Source organism: Flavonifractor sp. An92 (genome assembly GCF_002159175.1).
In the GTDB taxonomy this organism is placed as follows: Bacteria; Bacillota; Clostridia; order Oscillospirales; family Oscillospiraceae; genus Pseudoflavonifractor_A.
Genome location: NZ_NFGZ01000006.1, coordinates 120,548 through 141,102 on the forward strand (window position 1 = coordinate 120,548; position 20,555 = coordinate 141,102).

Annotated in this window: 17 protein-coding genes; 8 read left to right on the forward strand and 9 right to left on the reverse strand. The window is 63.8% G+C overall.

The features are described 5' to 3' along the window. The first annotated feature begins 38 nt into the window (after positions 1-38). From B5G43_RS06445 to B5G43_RS06475, 7 genes are all read left to right on the forward strand, one after another. On the forward strand, positions 39-908 hold the full coding sequence (locus B5G43_RS06445) for a transporter substrate-binding domain-containing protein (RefSeq protein WP_087259652.1): 870 nt from the start codon (positions 39-41) through the stop codon (positions 906-908). A gap of 92 nt (positions 909-1,000) precedes the next feature. Continuing rightward, on the forward strand, positions 1,001-1,690 hold the full coding sequence (locus B5G43_RS06450) for an amino acid ABC transporter permease (protein WP_087259653.1): 690 nt from the start codon (positions 1,001-1,003) through the stop codon (positions 1,688-1,690). A gap of 15 nt (positions 1,691-1,705) precedes the next feature. Further along, positions 1,706-2,494 carry an amino acid ABC transporter ATP-binding protein gene (locus B5G43_RS06455; RefSeq protein WP_087259654.1) on the forward strand — a complete coding sequence of 263 codons (789 nt, stop codon included), beginning with the start codon at positions 1,706-1,708 and terminating at the stop codon, positions 2,492-2,494. 122 nt (positions 2,495-2,616) lie between these two features. Next, entirely contained in the window at positions 2,617-2,955 is a 339-nt protein-coding gene (locus B5G43_RS06460) for a hypothetical protein (RefSeq protein ID WP_087259655.1), read from the forward strand. A gap of 40 nt (positions 2,956-2,995) precedes the next feature. After that, positions 2,996-4,372: a UDP-N-acetylmuramate--L-alanine ligase gene (gene murC, locus B5G43_RS06465; protein WP_087259656.1), complete on the forward strand. Its 1,377-nt coding sequence runs from the start codon at positions 2,996-2,998 to the stop codon at positions 4,370-4,372. A gap of 139 nt (positions 4,373-4,511) precedes the next feature. Next, positions 4,512-5,993, forward strand: coding sequence for an MBOAT family O-acyltransferase (locus tag B5G43_RS06470; RefSeq protein WP_087259657.1), 1,482 nt, complete (start codon positions 4,512-4,514; stop codon positions 5,991-5,993). Positions 5,994-6,002: 9 nt separating this feature from the next. Continuing rightward, positions 6,003-7,028, forward strand: a complete 1,026-nt coding sequence (locus B5G43_RS06475) for a hypothetical protein (protein WP_087259658.1) — start codon at positions 6,003-6,005, stop codon at positions 7,026-7,028. Between the two features lie 53 nt (positions 7,029-7,081). Here B5G43_RS06475 and B5G43_RS06480 read toward each other — a convergent pair whose 3' ends face one another. The 4 genes from B5G43_RS06480 to B5G43_RS06495 form a co-directional block, all read right to left on the reverse strand. Next, positions 7,082-7,456, reverse strand: a complete 375-nt coding sequence (locus tag B5G43_RS06480; RefSeq protein WP_087259659.1) for a metallopeptidase family protein — start codon at positions 7,454-7,456, stop codon at positions 7,082-7,084. Between the two features lie 9 nt (positions 7,457-7,465). Next, positions 7,466-8,944, reverse strand: coding sequence for a MerR family transcriptional regulator (locus B5G43_RS06485; protein WP_087259660.1), 1,479 nt, complete (start codon positions 8,942-8,944; stop codon positions 7,466-7,468). A gap of 134 nt (positions 8,945-9,078) precedes the next feature. Further along, positions 9,079-10,041 (reverse strand): helix-turn-helix transcriptional regulator, encoded by a 963-nt coding sequence (locus B5G43_RS06490; RefSeq protein WP_158097376.1) that lies wholly within the window; start codon positions 10,039-10,041, stop codon positions 9,079-9,081. 110 nt (positions 10,042-10,151) lie between these two features. After that, complete coding sequence (locus B5G43_RS06495) at positions 10,152-12,320, reverse strand: Tex family protein (protein ID WP_087259662.1); 2,169 nt, start codon at positions 12,318-12,320, stop codon at positions 10,152-10,154. Between the two features lie 166 nt (positions 12,321-12,486). On the opposite strand from B5G43_RS06495, the gene B5G43_RS06500 reads away from it, so the two are divergent. Continuing rightward, positions 12,487-14,238 carry a copper amine oxidase N-terminal domain-containing protein gene (locus B5G43_RS06500; protein WP_158097377.1) on the forward strand — a complete coding sequence of 584 codons (1,752 nt, stop codon included), beginning with the start codon at positions 12,487-12,489 and terminating at the stop codon, positions 14,236-14,238. Positions 14,239-14,304: 66 nt separating this feature from the next. Here B5G43_RS06500 and eno read toward each other — a convergent pair whose 3' ends face one another. From eno to B5G43_RS06525, 5 genes are all read right to left on the reverse strand, one after another. Next, positions 14,305-15,606, reverse strand: coding sequence for a phosphopyruvate hydratase (gene eno, locus B5G43_RS06505; protein WP_087259664.1), 1,302 nt, complete (start codon positions 15,604-15,606; stop codon positions 14,305-14,307). A 180-nt stretch (positions 15,607-15,786) separates the two neighbouring features. Beyond that, positions 15,787-17,307, reverse strand: a complete 1,521-nt coding sequence (gene gpmI / locus B5G43_RS06510; RefSeq protein ID WP_087259665.1) for a 2,3-bisphosphoglycerate-independent phosphoglycerate mutase — start codon at positions 17,305-17,307, stop codon at positions 15,787-15,789. A gap of 19 nt (positions 17,308-17,326) precedes the next feature. Next, positions 17,327-18,100, reverse strand: a complete 774-nt coding sequence (tpiA, locus tag B5G43_RS06515) for a triose-phosphate isomerase (RefSeq protein ID WP_087259666.1) — start codon at positions 18,098-18,100, stop codon at positions 17,327-17,329. A gap of 456 nt (positions 18,101-18,556) precedes the next feature. After that, a complete protein-coding gene (locus B5G43_RS06520; protein WP_087259667.1) occupies positions 18,557-19,828 on the reverse strand; it encodes a phosphoglycerate kinase in 1,272 nt (423 codons plus the stop codon). A gap of 67 nt (positions 19,829-19,895) precedes the next feature. Next, positions 19,896-20,375, reverse strand: coding sequence for a tRNA (cytidine(34)-2'-O)-methyltransferase (locus B5G43_RS06525; RefSeq protein ID WP_087259668.1), 480 nt, complete (start codon positions 20,373-20,375; stop codon positions 19,896-19,898). Positions 20,376-20,555: the final 180 nt, after the last annotated feature.

The following is a 20,555-nucleotide window of genomic DNA, read 5'->3' on the forward strand; positions in this document are numbered from 1 at the left end:
CACTGTATCGCTGCCAGAACGGATGGAGGAAGAATGATATGAACAAGAAGCTGCTCTCTCTGGCCCTGGCCGGCGCGCTGGGCCTCTCTCTCACCGCCTGCGGCGGCGGTACCACCTCCCAGCCCAGCACCAACCCCAGCACTCAGCCCTCCGATGCGCAGGAGAGCGCCGCGCAGACTGAGAGCGATCTGCAGTATGTCAAGGACAAGGGCACCCTGGTGGTGGGCATCACCTACTTCGAGCCCATGGACTACAAGGCCGAAGGCAGCGACGAGTGGATCGGATTCGATGCCGACATGGCCAAGGAATTCGCCGAGAGCCTGGGCGTCTCCGTGGAGTTCCAGGAGATCACCTGGGACTACAAGGTGGAGGAGCTCAACTCCAAGGCCATCGACTGTGTCTGGAACGGCATGACCCTCACCGACGAGGTCCTGTCGGCCATGGGCACCTCGAACCCCTACTGCACCAACTATCAGGTCCTGGTCTATAGTAGCGATAAGGCCGCTGATTTTGAGGGCCTGACCTCTCTGGAGGGCCTGAATGTGGCCGTGGAATCCGGCTCCGCCGGTGAAGATGCCGCCGTGGCCCTGGGCGCCACCACCGTGCCGGTGCAGTCCCAGGCCAACACCCTGATGGAAGTGGCCGCCGGAACTTCCGACGCCGCCGTCATTGACGTGCTCATGGCCGCCGCCATGACCGGCGAGGGCACCAGCTATGCCGACCTCTCTTACAGCCTGAACCTCAACGACGCTCAGGGTCTGGAGTCTGAGGAGTACGGCGTGGGCTTCCGTCAGGGCTCCGATCTGGTGGATGCCTTCAACAGCTTCTGGGCCGATGAGGTCGCCAGCGGCAGCGCCCTGGAAATCGCCACCACCTACGGCCTTCAGGATGCCGTGATCCTGGAGTAAGGCCTGTTCTATCCCCAAGGCAGAGCGCGCCGTGAGCGCGCTCTGCCTTTCCACGGTTTTCTTCCACCATACCACCTCGAGAGGACGATACCATGATCGAATTTTTCACATCCGATACCTTCCAGACCGTCCTGGCCGCCCTGAACAGCGGCTTTCTGAAAACCCTCCAGATCTTCTTCTTCACCCTGGTGGGAGCGCTGCCCCTGGGTCTGGTGATCTCCTTCGGCTCCATGAGCCGCTTCACCCCCCTGCGCTGGGTCACCCGCACGGTGGTGTGGGCCATCCGGGGCACCCCTCTGGTGCTCCAGATCATCGCCCTCTTCTATGTGCCCGGGATTCAGAAGTGGTTCACCTGGCCCAGCGGTGAGAGCGGCCGAATGACGGCGGTATGTGTGGCCTTCATCATCAACTACGCCTGCTATTTCTCGGAAATCTACCGCGGCGGCATCCAGGGCGTGCCCAAGGGGCAGCAGGAGGCCGGTCAGGTGCTGGGCATGACCAAGTCCCAGATCTTCTTCCACATCACCCTGCTCCAGATGATCAAGCGCATCGTCCCCCCCATGTCCAACGAGATCATCACCCTGGTCAAGGACACCTCGCTGGCCCGGGTCATTGCGCTGCAGGAGGTCATCTGGATGGGCGAGTCCTTCATGAAGGGCAACTCCGGCATCTCTGGCCTCGTGTGGCCCCTCTTCTTCACGGCGGTGTACTATCTGGTGTTCAGCGGCATCGTCACCATGCTCTTGGGCAAGCTGGAGCGCAAACTGGCCTTCTTTCAGTAACTAGGAGGAGCAAACATGGCAATTTTGGACGTACATAACATCGAAAAGCACTTCGGCTCCACCCGGGTGCTGGAGGACATCAGCTTCTCCCTGGAAAAGGGCCAGTCCCTGGCCATCATCGGCTCCTCCGGCAGCGGCAAGACCACGCTGCTGCGCTGCCTGAACTTTCTGGAAAAGCCCGACCAGGGCTCCATCGCGGTAAACGGCAATGTGATCTTCGACGCCTCCGACCCCGCCACCCAGCGGGAGAGCGAGGTGCGGAAAAAGCGCCTCCACTTCGGCATGGTGTTCCAGTCCTTCAACCTCTTCCCCCAGTATACGGCCCTGAAAAACGTCACCCTGGCCAAGGAGCTGCTCAGCCAGGAGCGCCCCGACTTCAAGCAGAACAAGAAGGCCATTCTGGACGAGATCCAGGCCGAGGGCGAGGCCCTGCTGGCCAAGATGGGTCTGGCCGAGCGATGCAACCACTACCCCAGCCAGCTCTCCGGCGGCCAGCAGCAGCGGGTGGCCATCGCCCGGGCTCTGGCCCTCCACCCCGACATTCTCTGCTTTGACGAGCCCACCTCCGCCCTGGACCCCGAGCTCACCGGCGAGGTGCTGAAGGTCATCCGGAGTCTGGCCGAGCAAAAGACCACCATGATCATCGTCACCCACGAGATGGCCTTCGCCCGGGATGTGGCCGACGAGGTCATCTTCATGGACGGCGGCGTTATTGTGGAGAAGGGACCCGCCCGGGAGGTCATCGAGCACCCCCGGGAGGAGCGCACCCGTCAGTTCCTCTCCCGCTACGCCGACGCCAACTGAATCCCACGAGTCCCCGCCCTTTTTTCCGGGCGGGGGCTCTTTTTCCGCTGTTCCTCCCGCCGGTTCTGTGATATAATGGAACGAACTCAGGGCGGATCACCGCCCTCAGGAAGGAGACCCCCATGGAAGAGATCTATTTGCCCGTCCTCTCCCATTTCCGAAACGAAAATTTCTGGACCGCCAGCGCCGGCCGGATGCGCTATCGGGTGGACCCGGTGGAGAATACCCTGTTCGCCCAGGTGTGGGAGGGGCCCTACGGCTACGCCCTCAGCGAGGTGGAGGAACACACCAGCTTTCCCCTCTCGGAGGAGGGGCTGGAGGAGCTGCGGGCCTGGGTGGCAAAGTGGAGTGAGACCATCAACGCCCGCCCCAAGCGCTCCCTGGCCGAGGAGCTGGCGCGCCGGGAGGCCGCGCAGGCCCGCCTGGACGCCGCCAAATCCGAAGAAGCGAAACAGGGCTAATATAGCTGATTTTTTGATATTTGGAAAGGGTGTATGACCCATGACTGACAGCAGCATTCACGACTATCTGAAACCCGGCTGCCACGCCCACTTAGTGGGCATCGGAGGCGTATCCATGGCCCCCCTGGCGGAAGTCCTCCACGGCGCGGGCATGACCATCACCGGCTCCGACATGCGGGAGAGCGCCGCGGTGGAGCACCTGCGCTCCCTGGGCATCTCGGTGGCCATCGGCCAGAAGGCGGAGAACGTGGCGTGGGCGGACCTCGTCATCCGCACCGCCGCCGCCCACGACTCCAACCCGGAGATCGCCGCCGCCCGGGCCGCCGGCATCCCCGTCTACGAGCGGGCCCAGGCCTGGGGCTCCATCATGCGGGGCTACCGCAACGCCCTCTGCATCTCGGGCACCCACGGCAAGACCACCACCACTTCTATGTGCACCCACATCGCCATGGCCGCCGCCGCCGACCCCACTGTTATGATCGGCGGCACCCTCCCCCTGCTGGGAGCCGGCCACCGGGTGGGCCACGGAGACACCATCATTCTGGAGAGCTGCGAGTACTGCAACTCCTTCCTCCACTTCTACCCCACCATCGCCGTCATCCTCAACGTGGAGGCCGACCACCTGGACTTCTTCAAGGACCTGGAGGACGTGGAGCACTCCTTCCGGGCCTTCGCCGACCGGATTCCCGAGGGCGGCCTCATCATCGCCAACCGGGACGACGCCAACACCATGCACACCCTGGAGGGGGAGACCCGTCCGGTGATGACCTTCGGCCTGGACGAGGGCGATGTCCACGCCGCCAACCTCACCTGGACCAACGGCCTGCCCGCCTTTGATATCATCCTTCAGGGCCAGAAGTTCGCCCATGTGGCCCTCCAGGTCCCCGGCGTCCACAACGTCAAGAACGCCCTGGCCGCCGCCGCGTCGGCCATCGCCCTCCACTTCCCCGTCTCCGCCGTGGAGGAGGGCCTGGGCGCCTTCCTGGGTGCGGGCCGCCGCTTCGAGCACAAGGGGACCTACCACGGCGCGGAGGTCTATGACGACTACGCCCACCACCCCGGCGAGCTGGAGGCCCTGTTCCGGGCGGTGAAGGGCCTGGGCTACAAGCGGGTCATCTGCGCCTTCCAGCCCCACACCTACTCCCGTACCAAGGCCCTCTTCGACGACTTCGCCAAGGTGCTCCAGGAGCCCGACATCACCATTCTGGCCGAGATCTACGCCGCCCGGGAGACCAACGACATCGGCATCTCCTCGGCGGACCTGGCCAAGGTCATCCCCGGCAGCCGCTATTACGCCACGCTGCCGGAGGTCACCCAGGCTCTGGCGGACCTGGCCCAGGAGGGGGACCTCATCCTCACCGTGGGCGCGGGCGACATCTACACCGCCGGCGAGGCTCTGGTGAACCTGTCTTCCTGATTTGATTCGAAAAGCAGACCTTCTCTAAGAGAAGGTCCGCTTTTTTATACGCGCCGGTACTTCCGTTTCCGTGGACGGGTGTGATATAATAGCCTTTGCTCAATCACCCCGGGTGCTCCCGGGCGCAGGAGGAAGCGCGATGCTCTTCAACTCACTGGACTTCCTGATCTTTTTCCCGCTGGTCACTTTTTTCTACTTCGTACTGCCCCACCGGGTGCGGTGGGTGTGGCTGCTGGTGGCCAGCTACTACTTCTATATGTGCTGGAACCCCCGGTACGCCCTGCTGATGGCCCTGTCCACCCTCATCACCTACCTGAGCGGTCTGCTCATCCATCGGGCCAACCAGGTCAGCGATGCGGTCAAGCGGGCGCGGCTGCGCAAGCTTTGGGTGGCCCTCAGCTTCACCAGCAACCTGGCCATCCTCTTCTGCTTCAAATACTGGGACTTTTTCTGGAACAACCTGGAGGCCGTGCTGGCCCTGGGGGGCATCGCTCTCCACAAGCCGGTCTTTGATGTGGTGCTCCCCGTGGGCATCTCCTTCTACACCTTCCAGGCCCTGAGCTACACCATGGACGTCTACCGCGGCGAGGTGGAGGCCGAGCGCAACCCCTTCCGGTACGCCCTCTTCGTCTCCTTCTTCCCCCAGCTGGTGGCCGGCCCCATCGAGCGGAGCAAGAATCTGCTCCATCAGGTCCACGAGCGCCACACCTTTGACGCCCAGTGGGCCCGGTCGGGCCTGCTGCTCATGCTGTGGGGCCTCTTTCAGAAGATGGTGGTGGCCGACCGGGTGGCCACGGTGGTGGACACCGTTTTTAACCAGTACACTACCATGCCCGCCTGGGCCATCGTTCTGGCGGTGTTCCTCTTCGCCTTCCAGATCTACTGCGACTTCGGCGGCTACTCCAACATCGCCATCGGCGCGGCCCAGGTCATGGGCTTCAGCCTGATGGAGAATTTCCGCCAGCCCTACCTGTCCCGGTCCTGCGGGGAGTTCTGGCACCGGTGGCACATCTCCCTGTCCACCTGGTTCCGGGATTACCTCTACATCCCCCTGGGCGGCAACCGGAAGGGAAAGGTCCGGAAGTACCTCAATAACCTCGTCACCTTCCTGGCCTCCGGCCTGTGGCACGGAGCCAGCTGGAACTATGTGGTGTGGGGCGGGCTCAACGGCCTCTATCAGGTCATCGGCGACATCCTCCGCCCCGCTCGGGAGAAGCTCTGCTCCGCCCTCCACATCCCCACCAAGACCCTCGTCTGGCAGGGAGTGCGGGTGGTGGTGACCTTCCTCTTCATCGACTTCGCCTGGCTCTTCTTCCGCGCCCCCTCCTTCTCCACGGCGCTGGACATCCTGGCTGTGGCTCTCTCCGGCGGCGTGGCCGCCGGGCCGGAGTTTACGCTGGGTCTGGACGCGCCGGAGCTGAAGGTGATGGCCCTCTCCCTCCTGGCCCTGGTGGTGGTGGACGGGCTGAATGCCGCACATATCCAGGTGCGGGACTACCTGCTGCGCCTGCCCCTCCCGGTGCGGTGGGTGTGCTATCTGGTGTGCATCTATCTCATTCTCATTTTCGGCATCTACGGACCCGGCTTCTCCGAGTCCCAGTTCATCTATTTCCAGTTCTGAGGTGGACCCATGACAGCCAACAAAAAGTTTTTCCTCAGTGTGTTTGTGTTCGCCCTCATCTTCCTCATGACCGTCGGGCCCATCACCTGGCTCTTCGCCCGCAAGTCCCTGGAGGGACCCTGGGACATGACCGAGAAGATCGGCGGCTTCTACAACGAGCCGGAGCGGGAGTTCTCCGTGATGTTCTTCGGCTCCTCCCATGTGTACGCCTCGGTGTCCCCCCTCCAGCTCTGGGCCAACACCGGCATCAAGAGCTATGTGTTCGCTACCCAGCTCCAGCCCATGTGGGCCACCTACCACTACATCAAGGAGGCCCTCAAGACCCAGGACCCCCAGCTCATCGTGGTGGAGTGCAACATGATGGGGGGCGACCAGGAGTACTACGACGACGGCGTGAATTTCTCCTTCACGGACGACATTCCCCTGTCCCTCAATAAGATCCAGCTGGCCTACGCCTCCGCCCCCGAGGGGGAGCGGGCTCCGCTGATCTGGAACTTTATGAAGTACCACGGCCGCTGGGACGAGCTGGAGGACGCGGACTGGAACACCGAGCGCTCGGACCTCCACGACCCCTACAAGGGCTATGTGCTCCTGCCGGACAAGCAGGTGGTCACCCCCGAGGTCATCCCCATGGAAGAGGGGGAGAGCGGGGAGCTGCTGGACAAGAATGTAGAGTACCTGGCCAAGATCGTGGCCCTGTGCGAGGCCAAGGACATCGACCTCTGGCTCATCAAGTCCCCCTCCAACACCGCCCTGGAGGAGACCCAGGCCCTGCGGATGGATGCTGTGGAGGCCCTGGCCGCCGCCTACGGCGTGCCCTTTGACGACTTCAACGACTGCTACGATGAGATTGGCCTGACCCTGGACGACTTCTATGACCAGCGGCATCTGACCGGCTCGGGCGCGGTGAAGTTCACCAACTACCTGAGCATCCAGCTCAGCCGCCGCTGGCCCGACCTGATGGCCCAGTCGGACGACGAAGCCTGGGCGGCCGACTATGAAAATTACCGCGCCGCCCTGGAAGGCGACGCATAAGGCGCAAAAAGACCCCCGCCGGAGAGATGGTTTTCTCTCCGGCGGGGGTTTTGTCATTTCTTTTTGTACTGTTCCAGAAAAGCCGCGTCCTTGATCTCCAGGCCCCGCTCCCCGGCCAGGCCCTCAATGTGGTGGGTGAACTCGTGGGCCAGGGTGTCGTAGAGCTCGTCCTCCCAGTCCTCCCGCGTCCAGTGCTCCTGCTGGGCCAGGGCCAGGAAGGAGCCGTAATAGAGGTTGATGTACCGGCCCATCTGGTCGTTGCAGTACTCCCCCATGATGAAGAGGTTTTCCTCCGGGTAGTCGGGGTCGGGCATGGCCTCCGGCAGCAGGGAGATGCCGCCGTTCAGGTCCTCGTAAAACTCCGGCGGGAACTCCTCGGCCAACTCATCCAGGAGGTCGCCCGCCTGGTCAAAGGTCAGAATGTCCATGTTGTCTCCTTATTCCGGGATCCGGGCCGTCAGGGTCAGGAGGGCGTGGACGTCCTCTGTTCCCACCGGCTTATAGAAATCGTGGTTGGTGCTCACATCGGTCAATTTTCCGGCCCGCACATCCAGCTTCCGCTCCAGGCTCAGACCTTCTATGGAAAGGCTCCCCTCCATAGGCAGGTCGGAGAGCTGACCGGAGAAGTCCAGGATGTCGTCCATGAAGCCCTGGGCCCACCAGCCCTCCCGGGCTCCCAGCAGGGACGCCGCCAGGACGTTGACCATAGCTTGGTCCGGGACACCGTAGACCCCCGCGTCCGGTCGGCTCACCCAGGTGACGGTGAAGCCGGTGACCTTCCCCGTCTCGTCGGTTTCCAGGGTCAGGTTGGGCTGGTACCAGCCCAGGGCGCTGTCCAGAAGCTTGCTCCAGGTGGAGTCGGCCACGCCGTTCTCATCTAGAGCAGGGACGTCCTGGTCCAGAAGGCTCGCGTAATAGTTGTAATTGCGTGAAAACTCGGTGACCGTCAGGTCTCCCCGGCAGGGGGGCAGCAGTGCGAAGAATCCCACCTGTACGGTCAGGACCAGAATCGCCACCACGGCCGCCACCCAGCCGACGAACTGCCGGACCTTCAGCTCCTCGGCCACATAGGAGAGGTCCTCCTCCACCGGCAGCGCGTCGTCGCTGTCCCAGGGCATGGGCTCCCCGTCCCGGCAGGCGCGGTAGCTCTTCCACTCCCGGATGATGTTGTAAATGGGGATGTTGTAGCCCTCGCCCCTCCCGAAGAGCCGCCACGCCCGCTGTCTCGCCCGGCGGAGGGTCAGCTTTTCCCCGTTCCGGTCCCGGACCTTCAGGCCCAGCAGCCACTTGCCCGGGGTATAGCCCCAGGTGTGGAGGAGCAGCGGCTCCACCAGCAGGAGAAGCAGGTAAGCGGGATAGCTCTTCAGCCAGGTGACAATCAGGTTGTCCGGCAGTTGGATGTGCAGCGCCGTGGAGAGGATCACCCAGGGCAGGGCGCAGATGGACAGGTCCAGAAACCGGGCGCCCCAGCGCCGGATGGGGTTGGGGGCCACCGACGGGGGCGGCTGAGTCTCCCGGGGCTGTGGGAAATGAGGGGCCGGGGGCGGGACGTCCCGCTCCAGCTCCCGGAGCCAAGGCCGGGGGTCCAGGGCGTCGTAGCTCTCCCCTTCCGCCCGCAGGGCGCGGCACACCCGGAAGGAGCGCTCCAGCGCGGTCTGGTCGGCGGAGAGTTCCCCCAGCTGCCGGTCCAGGGCCTCTTTCAGGCTAAGTTCTCCGGCCTGGATGCGGCGGATGGTGTCCACCTCCAGGTGGAGCTGCCGCAGCAGCTTCACCTTTTCCAGGGTGCACAGGTCCTCCTCGGTGTAGTCCCGGTAGTTGTTGGCCCCGCGGCCCGGGTGCAGGAGGCCCTCCTGTTCGTAATAGCGGACGCTGGCCCGGGGCAGGTCCAGGCGCTGCTCCAGCTCCTTGATCGTCATGGTATCCCCTCCTTTGACACCATTGTAAAGGATGAACCCGGTTGACAGTCAAGTACCTTTTCCCAGGAAAGGGGATCGCGCAATACGGATTGTAATTGGTGCTCCACACTTTACCTTTTGTTGTCAGAAAAAAGTCAGCGCTTTCTTTGCAGGACCTCCACGATGCCGCACAGGATGCCCCCCAGGGGAAAGACCACCCAGGCCGTGCCCCAGGCGTCAAACAGAAATCCTGCCACCCAAAAAATACCCGTGGCGGTGAGCATGATAGCGCCGCTCCAGTCTCTTCCCTGGCCGGTCAGAGCCTGTTCCAGCTCCCGCTGTACCTGCTCCTCCACCCGCTGCTCCAGCTTGGCCTGGCCGTGGGACTCCCGGGCCCAGCCCTCCAGGTCGTACTTCTCCATCCAAAGCCCCAGCAGCACGATGGTCCCCACTGCGCCGCCCAGGATGAGGAAAAAGAGGGCCGCCGGGAGGCAGACCGGCTTCCAGCCCACCCGGAGGGCCATGGCGACCAGCCCCACTAGCAGGGCCACATCGGCTAGGATGGCGGCGATGGCCAGAGCTATGCCGATTCCGAAGATGCGCCGGAAGCGCTCCATTTCCTCCACATCCCGGTAGTCCGGGATGACCGGATGGCTCCGGCGGAAGGCGTCGTGCTCCATGCCGCCCCGCACGAAGAGGAACACCGCCGCCGCCAGGTAAAAGAACAGCGCCATAATCCCCGGAACCGGTCCCCCCACTGCCAGCAAGGCCAGCAGCGCCGCCACGCCCATGAGGCACAGGGCCACACCGGAGGAGATCTGGACGGCAAAATGGTTCATGTGGCGCTCATAGACCCGCCACACCTCCTCGCCGCCGTCCGGTTCTGGTTCCGGTTCCGGCGGCAGCGGCTCCTCCTCCAGAGGAAAGCGCATGAGCTGGTCCAGAGAGCAGTCCAGCAGCTCCGCCAGTTCCAGCAGGGTGGCCGCCTCGGGCAGGGTCTGACCCGCCTCCCACTTCCCCACCGCCTGGCGGGACACCCCCAGGGCCTCGGCCAGCCCCTCCTGGGTGTAGCCCGCCCGGCGGCGGAGCTTGGGCAGATTCTGGGAAAATATCGACATATCCATTCCTCCGTTCTGCCCCTATCCTACCCGGGCAGAGGGCCAAAAGGCCACCAACCCGGGGGTTCTTTGTGGAAAATTTCAGGCAACCTCAGGTTGCACGGTGGTTTTTAGGCCTTGGGAGGCCGCATGGTGAGGGAAATGCGCTTCTTGGGCACATCCACCTCTTTCACCCAGACGGTGACCACATCCCCCACCGAGAGGACCTCGGAGGGGTGCTTCACCCGTCGGTTCACGTTGAGCTGGGAGATATGGACCAGGCCGTCCTGGTGGACGCCGATATCCACGAAGGCGCCGAAGTCGATGACGTTGCGCACCGTACCGGTAAGCTCCATGCCGGGCTTCAAGTCCTTCATCTCCATCACGTCGGTGCGGAGCATGGGGGGCGGCAGCTCGTCACGGGGGTCCCGGCCGGGTTTCAGGAGCTCCTTCACCACGTCCCGGAGGGTGGGCACGCCCACACCGCACTCCTCCGCGGCCTTCTCCTCGCCGTAGTCGGCCACTTTCGCACTGAGCTGGGACAGATTCCCCGCCGCCACGTCGCTGAGGGTATAGCCGCACAGCGCCAGCAGCTTCTCCGCGGCGGTGTAGCTCTCCGGGTGGACGCCGGTGTGGTCCAGCATGTTCTTGCTCTCCGGCACCCGCAGGAAGCCGGCGCACTGCTCGAAGGCCTTGGGGCCCAGCTTGGGCACCTTCAGGATCTGCTTGCGGGTGGTGAAGGGGCCGTTCTCCTCCCGGTATTTCACGATGTTCTTGGCGGTAGTGTTGTTGAGGCCCGCCACCTGAGTGAGAAGGGGCGCCGAGGCGGTATTCACATCCACGCCCACGGCGTTGACGCAGTCCTCCACCACGCCCTTCAGGGTCTCGTCCAGCCGGGCCTGGGGCATGTCGTGCTGGTACTGGCCCACGCCGATGGCCTTGGGGTCGATCTTCACCAGCTCGGCCAGGGGGTCCTGGAGCCGCCGGGCGATGGACACGGCGCTTCTCAGGTTCACATCGTAGTCGGGGAACTCCTCGGCGGCCAACTTGGAGGCGGAATACACCGAAGCGCCCGCCTCGCTGACCACCATGTAGCTGACGCTCCCGGCGGGCAGCTCCTTGAGCATCTGGGCGGTCATCTGCTCGGTCTCCCGGCTGGCGGTGCCGTTGCCGATGGCGATGCGGGCCACGCCGTGCTTCTGGATGAGTGCTTTCAGGGTGTCCATGGCCTCCCGTTCGCGGCGCTCGTTAAAGGTGGGGTAGACCACCGCGGTGTCCAACACCTTGCCGGTGCCGTCCACCACCGCCACCTTGCAGCCGTTGCGGTAGCCGGGGTCCAGGCCCATGGTGACGAAGCCCTTCACCGGCGGCTGCATCAGGAGGGGTTTCAGGTTGATGCCGAACATGTGGATGGCGCCCTCGTCAGCCTGCTCGGTGAGGAGGTTGCGGGTCTCCCGCTCCATGCTGGGGGCGATGAGCCGGTCGTAGGCGTCCTCGGCCACAGTGCGGATGAAGGCCATGGCGGGAGAGCCGGGCACGATCACCGCCCGGCGCACCACGATGAGGGCCTCCTCCCGGTCCAGCTCGATGGACACCTTCAGAAACTCCTCCCGCTCGCCCCGGTTGATGGCCAGGACCTGGTGGCCCTGGGCCTTGTTTACCGGGGTGCGGAAGTCGTAGTAGAGGCGGTAGACGCTGTCGGGGGTGTCTTCCTTGGCCTTGCGGGAGACCAGCACAGCCCGGGCCCAGTACAGCGAGCGCAGGCGCTTGCGTACCTCCGCGTCGTCGGAAATGGCCTCGGCGATGATGTCGCTGGCCCCCTGGAGGGCATCGGCCACGGTCTCCACGCCCTTCTCCGGGTCCACAAAGTCCGCCGCCGCCTGCTCCGGCTGGGGGCAGTCGTTCCCCTGGGTAAAGAGGAGGTCGGCCAGGGGCTGGAGCCCCTTCTCCCGGGCCACGGTGGCGCGGGTGCGGCGCTTGGGCTTGTAGGGGCGGTAGAGGTCCTCCACCTCGGCCAGGGTGACCGCGCCGTCGATGGCGGCGGCCAGCTCTTCGGTGAGCTTGCCCTGGTTCTCAATGGAGGTCTTGACCTCCTCCCGGCGCTTGTCCAGGTTGCGCAGGTACTCCAGCCGGTCGGCCAGGGTGCGCAGGGTGGTGTCGTCCATGGCGCCGTGGAGCTCCTTGCGGTAGCGGGCGATAAAGGGGATGGTGTTGCCCTCGTCGATGAGCTGCACCACGTTGGCCACATGCTCCTCGCTGCGGTCCAGCTCCCGGGCCAGGATGGAAATGATCTGATCCATGAGGTTTCTCCTTTGTATCACAGTTGTCTCCATTGTACTCCAAAAGGCCCGCTTCCGTCCAGAGGTGGAAGCGTCGGATGGTGGCGTCCGGGGGCTGGACAAGGGGCCTTCCATCCGCTATACTGGAATTAAGCACAAAACCATTTTGAAAAAGAGGTTGATTTTTGTGAAAAAACTGCTAAGTCTTTGCGTAGTCGTGGCGGTGCTGGCCGGTCTGGTCCCGGCATCGGCCAGCGCCTACGACCTGGGGATCATCGGCGGCGCCGACGGTCCCACCACCATCGTCATCGCCTCTCCGGAGGAGCCGAACAATTCCGAGGGCGAGGCCCTCTATCAGGCGGCGGGCCCCTGGCACAGCTGGACCGCCGAGCAGACCCAGGCCGCTGAAAGCTGGACCGAGGACCAGTGGTGGGCCTACTGGAGTGCCTACGAGAACGACGTCTGGTCCCTGATCGACCGGTACGACACCGATCTCACCGCCTGGATGGAGGTCTACTACCCCGACCAGTGGGACGACGACGCCTATCTGGAGGAGCTGAAAACCGAGCTGGGCATGCCCTACCCCAGCGGCATCAATGTCTCACTCAACGGCGAGTGGATGACCTTCGGCGACGCCGCCCCCCTGGCGGTGGAGGGGCGGACCATGGTGCCCTTCCGGGCCTTTTTCGAGGCTATGGGCGCAAAGGTGACCTATGAGAAGGGCCACATCACCGCCGCACTGGAGAGCGGCGACGTGCTGGAGCTGGATGTGGACAGCACGGTCCTCACCTGGAACGAGGGCGATCAGCTCCATGAGGTGGACATGGGCCTCACCCCCTACGCCCAGAACGGGCGGGTGTACATCCCTGTGCGCTTTGCCGCCGAGGCCATGGGCCTGGAAGTGGCGTGGAATGACTATCTGGAAGTGGCCTACCTCACCGACTGGGACGCCATGGCCGCGGATATCGACCAGAATTTCACCCACCTCAACGCCCTGCTGGCCGCCTCCATGGCTTCTGTGGACCCGGAGCAGGTCTATCAGAGCAGCGAGACCTTCCAGCTGTCCGGTACCCTCTATGGCGAGAAGGAGAACGACACCGCCGCATTTACCCTCACCGGCGAGGGCCTCACCCGTGGAGATGGCCGGATGGTCAGCGCCAGCGTGAAGCTGGACCTGGACGCCGGCGATATGGCCGACACCCTCTTTTCCCAGCTTCCGGAGGACGCAGAGACGGTTCTGACGGACCTGAACGGCGCGGGTCTGGAGCTCATCCTCAACGGGGAGGAGGGCGTGTGCTACCTGCGGGGCGCTCTGATGCCCCTCCTCACCGATGGCCTGATGGACGCGGAGACCTGGCTGGTGCTGGATGGCTTCCAGTTGTCTGAGACATCCGATATTACCGTGGGTACCCTTCTGACCACTCTGTACTCCGGCAGCGGCTATACAGGAATGAGCACCAATGCTCAGGAGACGGCGCTGTTCCTCCAGGTCCTGCTGGGGGACAACTGCTTCACCGTCAAAGAGAGCGGCGGCACCACCACCTATCAGGTCAAGCACAGCTGGGCCACCCTGGCCGCCCAGGCCCAAAAGCTGGGGCTGCTGGACGAGATGGACCTCAGCGACCTGCTGGGTCTGGCGGGCGACCTGCCGGAGTTCTCCTTCTCCTTTACGGCTGCGGTGAAGGACGGTGCTCTCACCCAGGCCGGGTTGGACCTGCGCCTGGCCGTGGCGGGGACCACACCGGTGGAATTTACCCTCTCCATGGCGTCTAACGGCCTCAGCGGCTCCGGCACTCTGTCCGTCGCCGGGCGCTATCTGGGCCGGTTGGACGGCTCCTGGGAGACCTCCTCGGTCCCCACGCAAAAGACCGTACCCACTGCCCCTGGAGAGGATGAGCCTGTCATTACCATGGATGATCTGTGGGAAATGCAGTGGTAATTTCGAGATGAACGAGTAAAAAAAGGGGCCGCTGCCTTTGGCAGCGGCCCCTTGTGGTTCCTTCGCTTACTTCAGGTTGAAGAAGGCGTCCTTGCCCAGGTACTGAGCCACGTCGCCCAGCTCCTCCTCGATGCGGAGCAGCTGGTTGTACTTGGCCACACGGTCGGTACGGCTGGGAGCGCCGGTCTTGATCTGGCCAGCGTTGGTGCCCACCACGATGTCAGCGATGGTGGCATCCTCGGTCTCGCCGGAGCGGTGAGACACGACGGCGGTGTAGCCGGCGCGGTTGGCCATCTGGATGGCGTCCAGGGTCTCGGTCAGGGTGCCGATCTGGTTGACCTTGATGAGGATGGCGTTGGCGATCTTGTTCTCCAGGCCCATCTTCAGGCGCTCGGTGTTGGTGACGAACAGGTCGTCGCCCACCAGCTGCACGCGATTGCCCAGAGCCTTGGTCAGCATCTGCCAGCCCTCGATGTCGTCCTCGCCCATGCAGTCCTCCATGGAGATGATGGGGTAGTTGTCGGCGAACTTCTTCCACATGTTGACCATCTGCTGCTTGGTCATGGTCTTCTTGGCCTTGGGCAGGTCATAGCAGCCGGTCTCAGCGTTGTACCAGTCGGACACAGCGGCGTCGATGGCGATCTTGAAGTCCTCGCCGGGCTTGTAGCCGGCCTTCTCGATGGCAGCCACGATGCACTTGAAGGCGTCCTCGTCCTTCTTCAGGTTGGGGGCGTAGCCGCCCTCGTCGCCCACGCCGGCGGCGGGGGTGCCGTTCTCCTTCAGGACGGTCTTCAGGGTGTGGAAGACCTCGGCGCACATCCGCAGAGCTTCCTTCCAGCAGCAAGCGCCCACGGGCATGATCATGAACTCCTGGATGTCCACGTTGTTGGTGGCGTGAGCGCCGCCGTTCAGGATGTTCATCATGGGAACAGGCAGGGTCTTGGCGTTGACGCCGCCGATATAGTTGTACAGGCTGGTGCCCAGGCTCTCAGCAGCGGCCTTGGCGCAGGCCAGGGAGGCGCCCAGGATGGCGTTGGCGCCCAGACGGCTCTTGTTGGGGGTGCCGTCCAGCTCGATCATGGCCTTGTCGATGGCGGTCTGGTCCAGCACGTTCATGCCCACCAGGCACTCAGCGATCTCGGTATTGACATTCTCGACGGCCTTCAGCACGCCCTTGCCCAGGTAACGGCTCTTGTCGCCGTCGCGCAGCTCGCAGGCCTCGTGCACGCCGGTGGAAGCGCCGGAAGGCACGGAAGCGCGGCCGACAACGCCGTCCTCCAGATAGACCTCGACCTCAACGGTGGGATTGCCGCGGGAGTCCAGGATCTCGCGCCCGACAACGTCAACGATTTCGATGATCTGCTTCATGGGAAATCTACTCCTTTCAAAATGGGAGGGCAGGATACCCTCCGCCGGCTGAGCCGGCTGCCCGCCCGGATGGACAGGCCTTTGGTTTATCTGTGCCCACCCTCCGCAGGCGGCGGAGAGCTGCCGGCCCGAAGGCCGGCCGGGGGGCTGACTTGGTTTCCGCGCCCACAGGCGCGTCGATCAATTCTCGATCAGGGTGGTGCCGTCCATCTCCGCCGGCTTCTCCAGACCCATCAGGTCCAGCATGGTGGGGGCGATGTCGGCCAGCTTGCCGTTGCGCAGCTTCACGTCGGCGCCCACGATATAGAAGGGCACCGGGTTAGTGGTGTGGGCGGTGTAGGGGGTGGTGCCGTCGGGCTCCAGCATGCGGTCGGCATTGCCGTGGTCGGCGGTGATGAGGGAGATGCCGCCCATCTTGGAGGTCGCCTCTACCACCTGGCCCACGCACTCGTCCACCGTCTCCACCGCCAGGCGGGCGGCCTCATACACGCCGGTATGGCCCACCATGTCGCAGTTGGCGAAGTTCAGGATGATGACGTCGTAGTTGCCGCTCTCGATGCGCTTGACGGCCTCATCGGCCACCTCATGGGCGCTCATGTCGGGCTTCAGGTCATAAGTGGCGACCTTGGGGGAGGGGATCAGCACCCGGTCCTCGCCGGGGAACACCTGCTCGGCGCCGCCGTTGAAGAAGAAGGTCACATGGGCGTACTTCTCGGTCTCGGCGATGCGCAGCTGCGTGAGGCCCAGCTGGCTGATATACTCACCAAAGATGTTGTGCAGCTCCTTGTGGGGGAAGGCCACCGACACGTTGGGCATGGTGGCGTCGTACTCGGTGGTGCACACATAGGTGACAGGATAGTAGCCCTTCTTGCGCACCACGTCGGTGAAGGCGGGGTCCACGAAGCAGCGGGTGATCTCCCGGGCCCGGTCGGGGCGGAAGTTGAAGAAGATCACGGAATCGCCCTCGTTGACGGTGGCCTTCTCGGTGCACACCACGGGCTCCATAAACTCGTCGGTGACGCCGGCATCGTAGGACTTCTGCACGGCCGCCACGGGGTCGGCCTCGAAGGGGGCCTCGCCGTTGGCGATGGCGTCATAGGCACGCTGCAGGCGCTCCCAGCGCTTGTCGCGGTCCATGGCATAGAAGCGGCCCATCACCGTGGCGATCTGGCCGATGCCGATCTCCTTGCACTTCTCCACCAGCTGGGCCACATAGCCCTTGCCGGAGGAGGGGGGCACGTCGCGCCCGTCCAGGAAGCAGTGGACATAGACCTTGCTCACGCCGCGGCGCTTGGCCATCTCCAGCAGGGCAAAGACGTGGGTGATGTGGCTGTGGACGCCGCCGTCGCTCAGAAGGCCCATCAGGTGCAGGGCAGTGCCCCGCTCCTTGCAGTCGTCCATGGCCTCGCAATAGGCTTCGTTCTCAAAGAAGGTGCCGTCCTGCACCGCCTTGGTGATGCGGGGCAGGTCCTGGAACACCACTCGGCCGGCGCCGATGTTGGTGTGCCCCACCTCGGAGTTGCCCATCTGCCCCTCGGGCAGACCCACATCCAGGCCGGAGGCGGAGAGCTGGCAGCCGGGGCAGGTGGAGAACACCTTGTCCAGGAAGGGGGTGCGGGCGCTGCGGATGGCGTTGCCCTTCTCCTCGCTGCTCAGGCCGAAGCCGTCCATAATGATGAGAGTAGTCGGAGTTTTACTCATAGAGAAACCTCGGTTCTGATTATTCCTGATTGGCCGCGTTGACGATCTGCACGAAGTCAGGGGCCTTCAGAGCAGCGCCGCCGATGAGGCCGCCGTCCACGTCGGGCTGAGCCAGCAGCTCGTGGGCGTTCTTGGCGTTCATGGAGCCGCCGTACTGGATGGTCACGGAGCGGGCCACGCGGGCGCCGTACAGCTTGCGGATAACAGCGCGGATGGCCTCGCAGACCTCGCCGGCCTGCTCAGCAGTGGCGGTCTTGCCGGTGCCGATGGCCCACAGGGGCTCGTAGGCGATGACCACATGGCGCATCTTCTCGGCGGGCACGCCGGCCAGAGCGGCCTTCACCTGGTAGGAGATCAGGTCCATGGTGACGCCCAGCTCGCGCTGCTCCAGGCTCTCGCCCACGCAGACGATGGGGTACAGGCCGGCCTCCAGGGCGGCGTGGACCTTCTTGTTGACGGTGAAGTCGGTCTCGTTGTAGTAGGTGCGGCGCTCGGAGTGGCCGATGATGACGTACTTCACGCCCAGCTCCTTGAGCATGTCGGCGGAAACCTCACCGGTGTAGGCGCCGTGGGACTCATAGTGCACGTTCTCCGCGCCGATGGCCACGCGGCACTCCTTGAACAGGCGCACGGCAGAGGGGATGTTCACGTAGGGCACACACAGCACCACCTCGCACCACTTGGGCTTGCCCAGCAGGGGCTTGAGCTCCTCGGCGAAGGCACGGGTCTCAGACAGGGTCTTGTTCATCTTCCAGTTGCCGGCGATGATGGTCTTGCGGTATCTTCTGTTCATTGGATAATTGCCTCCTCATGGTTCTTCGTGCAGTATTGCAGCGGCACGGTCAAACGGTTTCACGAATTGGGCCGGAGGTATGCACTTCCGGCCCAATTCAATTATTTTACGTTATCCGCTTGGATTGTCAAGCGTTTTCCCGCAATTTCTCCGCGCTTTTCGTAAAATCAGGTCTGAAAACGGCTCAAACCGTCCGCGGTCCGACCGGATTTGGCAGGTTGTGCGCATTCTGGGCGGCGCCCACGCTGCCGCGAGCGCCGGGTTGCGCGCTCTTTGTCACGCGCCGCGCCCTCCGCTTGGGGGCGCTCTGCGCTTCTTGTCACGCTTCGGGTTGGGCGCATGGCCGGGTCGCCAAATGCGGGCTCCGCGAAAAATGCCGCTCCGGGCTGCGCCCGTCGCCTGTTTTTTCGTCTGTGCCCTTCCTTGGCTTCCCTATGCGCCTACCCTGCGCGCTTCTTAAGCGTCCAGCAGGCAGGCCACGCCGGGCAGCTCCTTGCCCTCCATGAACTCGAGGGAAGCGCCGCCGCCGGTGGAGATGTGGGTCATCTTATCGGCATAGCCCAGCTGCTGCACGGCCGCGGCGGAGTCGCCGCCGCCGATGATGGTGATGGCGCTGGTCTGGCTCAGAGCCTCGGCCACAGCCTCGGTGCCCTTGGCAAAGGCGGGGAACTCGAACACGCCCATGGGGCCGTTCCAGATCACGGTGCCGGCGCCCTTCACGGCGTCGCAGTACAGCTTCACGGTCTCAGGACCGATGTCCAGGCCCTGCCAGCCGTCGGGGATCTCGCCATTCTTGACCACCTTGCTCTCGGCGTCGGCGGCAAAGGCGTTGGCAACGACGGTGTCCACGGGCAGCAGGAGCTTGACGCCCTTCTCAGCGGCCTTCTTCACCATGTCGTTGGCGTACTCCTCCCAGTCGGCCTCCAGCAGGCTGTCGCCCACCTTGCCGCCCTGAGCGGCGGAGAAGGTGTAGGCCATGCCGCCGCCGATGATGATGGTATCGGCGATCTCCAGGAGGTTGTTGATGACGCCGATCTTGGAGGAGACCTTGCTGCCGCCCAGGATGGCCACCAGAGGACGCTTGGGGTTAGCCAGAGCGCCGCCGATGATCTCCAGCTCCTTCTGGATCAGGAAGCCGCTGACGGCAGGCAGGTAGTCGGCCACGCCGGCGGTGGAGGCGTGAGCGCGATGCACGGCGCCGAAGGCGTCGGACACATAGACCTCGGCCATGGAAGCCATCTTCTTGGCCAGCTCGGGATCGTTCTTGGTCTCACCCTTCTCGAAGCGGGTGTTCTCCAGCAGCAGGATCTGGCCGGGCTGCAGAGCGGCGGCCTTGGCCATGGCATCGGGGCCCACCACATCGTCGGCCATGATGACTTCCTTGCCCAGCAGCTCGCTCAGGCGCTTGGCCACGGGCTTCAGGGACAGCTGAGCCAGGGACTTCTTCCACTGCTCCTCGGTGATGGAGGCGGGGTCCTTGCCCTTCTCAGCCTGCTTCTTCACATAAGAGTCGAAGGTAGCGACGGGCTTGCCCATGTGGGAGCAGGCGATGACGGCGGCATTCTGCTCCAGCAGGTACTGGATGGTGGGCAGGGCAGCGCGGATGCGCTTGTCGTCGGTGATGACGCCGCTGCCGTCCTTGGCCATGGGCACGTTGAAGTCGCAGCGCAGCAGGACCTTCTTGCCCTTCACGTCGATGTCCTTGACGGTCTTCTTATTGTAGTTCATGTCAATTGACTCCTTTCAGATTCCGATAAAATGGAAATTCGGAGAAGAATGGTACGGACTGCCGGTCTCACTCCTCCGTGCCGGACAGGCCCAGCCCGGGGAAGCCCCACTGGCGCAGGGCCTCGAAGGCCAGCACGGCCACCGAGTTGGCCAGGTTGAGACAGCGCGCCCCGTTCCGGATGGGGATGCGAATGCACCGCTCCGGGAACGCCGAGCGCAGCGATTCGGGCAGACCGGCGGTCTCCTTCCCGAACAGCAGCCAGCAGTCCGGGCGGAACTCCGCCTCCGTATAGGGACGTGGGGCCTTGGCCGTGGCCAGCCAGAGATCCGTGGCTCCGGTGCGCGCGAAGAAATCTTCCATGTTCTCATACACATGGAGATCCACCATATGCCAGTAATCCAGGCCGGCCCGCTTGACCGCCTTGTCGCTGATGTCAAACCCCAGAGGCTTGATGAGATGGAGCCGGCTGCGCGTGGCGGCGCAGGTCCGGGCGATATTGCCCGTATTCATGGGGATTTCAGGCTCCACCAAAACGATATTCAGCACGCGATCCACTCACCCCTTTGACAGTTCCGTTCCATTGACGGAGCATATTGTACTCCAATTTAACCGGAATTTCAATAATAAAACACGGGAAAAACGCACAAAAATTTCAACTTTAGGCCCCTCTTATCCCCATTTCAGCTTAACTGCAAAGTTCAGTCTTTATTCATTCGGGTTTTTATG

Bases quoted from the DNA above. Each gene is read 5' to 3' on its own strand.
- eno (WP_087259664.1), bottom strand. From the start codon at position 15,606: ATGAAGCAGATCATCGAAATCGTTGACGTTGTCGGGCGCGAGATCCTG.
- B5G43_RS06495 (WP_087259662.1), bottom strand. From the start codon at position 12,320: ATGGATCAGATCATTTCCATCCTGGCCCGGGAGCTGGACCGCAGCGAG.
- B5G43_RS06475 (WP_087259658.1), top strand. From the start codon at position 6,003: ATGACAGCCAACAAAAAGTTTTTCCTCAGTGTGTTTGTGTTCGCCCTC.
- B5G43_RS06470 (WP_087259657.1), top strand. From the start codon at position 4,512: ATGCTCTTCAACTCACTGGACTTCCTGATCTTTTTCCCGCTGGTCACT.
- B5G43_RS06450 (WP_087259653.1), top strand. From the start codon at position 1,001: ATGATCGAATTTTTCACATCCGATACCTTCCAGACCGTCCTGGCCGCC.
- tpiA (WP_087259666.1), bottom strand. From the start codon at position 18,100: ATGAACAGAAGATACCGCAAGACCATCATCGCCGGCAACTGGAAGATG.
- murC (WP_087259656.1), top strand. From the start codon at position 2,996: ATGACTGACAGCAGCATTCACGACTATCTGAAACCCGGCTGCCACGCC.
- B5G43_RS06485 (WP_087259660.1), bottom strand. From the start codon at position 8,944: ATGACGATCAAGGAGCTGGAGCAGCGCCTGGACCTGCCCCGGGCCAGC.
- B5G43_RS06490 (WP_158097376.1), bottom strand. From the start codon at position 10,041: ATGTCGATATTTTCCCAGAATCTGCCCAAGCTCCGCCGCCGGGCGGGC.
- B5G43_RS06455 (WP_087259654.1), top strand. From the start codon at position 1,706: ATGGCAATTTTGGACGTACATAACATCGAAAAGCACTTCGGCTCCACC.
- B5G43_RS06480 (WP_087259659.1), bottom strand. From the start codon at position 7,456: ATGGACATTCTGACCTTTGACCAGGCGGGCGACCTCCTGGATGAGTTG.
- B5G43_RS06520 (WP_087259667.1), bottom strand. From the start codon at position 19,828: ATGAACTACAATAAGAAGACCGTCAAGGACATCGACGTGAAGGGCAAG.
- B5G43_RS06445 (WP_087259652.1), top strand. From the start codon at position 39: ATGAACAAGAAGCTGCTCTCTCTGGCCCTGGCCGGCGCGCTGGGCCTC.
- B5G43_RS06460 (WP_087259655.1), top strand. From the start codon at position 2,617: ATGGAAGAGATCTATTTGCCCGTCCTCTCCCATTTCCGAAACGAAAAT.
- gpmI (WP_087259665.1), bottom strand. From the start codon at position 17,307: ATGAGTAAAACTCCGACTACTCTCATCATTATGGACGGCTTCGGCCTG.